Genomic DNA, 1,893 nt, shown 5'->3' with positions numbered 1-1,893 from the left:
CGTTGCGCCAAACGATGCACTGGCTGGCGGCGGTTCCCTGAGCGTCAAGATCGACGATGCCAAGGGCGGTAACTACGAGAAGCTGGAAGTCGACGGCAAGTCGGCCGACACCTCGATCACCGACACCGCGGACACCACCAACCTGTCGCTGACTGCCACTGACTCGGTGGCTGAAGGCGGCTCGATCGTTTACACCGCGACCTTGACCAACGCTGCCGGCACGCCGGTCACCGTGACCCTGTCGAACGGTGCCGTCATCACCATCGCCGCCGGCGCAACTACCGGCAGCGTGACCGTCGATGCGCAAAAAGACGACGTCTACAAAGACGCTGGCCAAGTCGAAGTGACCATCAAGGACGCCGCAGGCGGCAACTTTGAAAACCTGGCCACCAGCCCAGCGGCGGCGGTCACCGAGGTGACCGATACCCTCGACACCTCGACCGTGAACCTGACCGCGACGTCTACCGTCGCCGAAGGCGGCACCGTGGTTTACACCGCGTCCGTATCGGCGCCGGTCACCGGCTCGCCGGTGGTTGTCACCCTGTCCAACGGCCAGACCATCACCATCCCGGTCGGCTCGAGCAGCGCCAGCGTCAACTTCACCGCGCCGAACGATGCCCTGGCTGGCGGCGGCTCCCTGAGCGTGAAGATCGACGATGCCAAAGGCGGCAACTACGAGAAACTGGAAGTTGATGGCAAGTCGGCGGATACCTCGATCACTGACACTTCAGACACCACCACCCTCAGCTTGAGCGCAACCGACTCGGTGGCTGAAGGCGGATCCATCGTCTACACCGCGACCTTGACCAACGCCGCCGGCACGCCGGTCACCGTGACCTTGTCGAACGGCGCGATCATCACCATCGCGGCCGGCGCGACTACGGGCAGCGTGACCGTCGATGCGCCAAAAGACGACGTTTACAAAGACGCCGGCACCGTCGAAGCAACCATCAAAAGCGCGACCGGCGGCAACTTCGAGAATCTGGCCACCAACCCAGCGGCGGCGGTCACCGATGTGACTGATACCCTCGACACCTCGACCGTGAACCTCACTGCGACCAGCGCTGTGGCTGAAGGCGGGACCGTGGTTTACACCGCATCCCTCAGCGCACCGGTCACCGGTTCGCCAGTCGTTGTGACCCTGTCCAACGGCCAGACCATCACCATCCCGGTCGGCTCGAGCAGCGCCAGCGTCAACTTCACCGCGCCGAACGATGCACTGGCTGGCGGCGGTTCGCTCAGCGTGAAGATCGACGATGCCAAGGGCGGTAACTACGAAAAACTGGAAGTCGACGGCAAGTCGGCGGATACCTCGATTACCGACACTCCTGAAACAACTACCCTCAGCCTGTCGGCGACCGACTCAGTCGCTGAAGGCGGTTCCATCGTTTACACCGCGAGCCTGACCAATGCCGCCGGGACTCCGGTGACCGTGACCCTGTCGAACGGTGCAATCATCACCATCGCCGCCGGTGCGACTACCGGCAGCGTGACCGTCGACGCACCAAAAGACGATGTCTACAAAGACGCCGGCACCGTCGACGCAACCATCAAAAGCGCGACCGGCGGCAACTTCGAAAATCTGGCCACCAACCCTGCGGCGGCGGTCACCGATGTGACTGACACCATCGATACTTCGACGGTGAACCTCACTGCGACCAGCGCTGTGGCTGAAGGCGGGACCGTGGTTTACACCGCGTCCGTCAGCGCACCGGTCACCGGTTCGCCGGTGGTTGTGACCCTGTCCAACGGCCAGACCATCACAATTCCAGTCGGCGCCAGCAGTGGTTCTGTCGACTTCGTTGCGCCAAACGATGCGCTGGCCGGTGGCAGCTCGCTGAGCGTCAAGATCGACGACGCCAAGGGCGGTAATTACGAGAAACTGGAAATCGA

1 protein-coding gene is annotated in these 1,893 nt (G+C 63.0%); it reads left to right on the top strand.

The features are described 5' to 3' along the window. A partial coding sequence (locus PMI30_RS02200; RefSeq protein WP_008014612.1) for an immunoglobulin-like domain-containing protein occupies positions 1-1,893 on the top strand: 1,893 nt, incomplete at both ends.

The sequence above is a fragment of the Pseudomonas sp. GM50 genome (assembly GCF_000282375.1).
GTDB lineage: Bacteria > Pseudomonadota > Gammaproteobacteria > Pseudomonadales > Pseudomonadaceae > Aquipseudomonas.
This window is presented reverse-complemented; position numbering and strand designations above follow the sequence as displayed.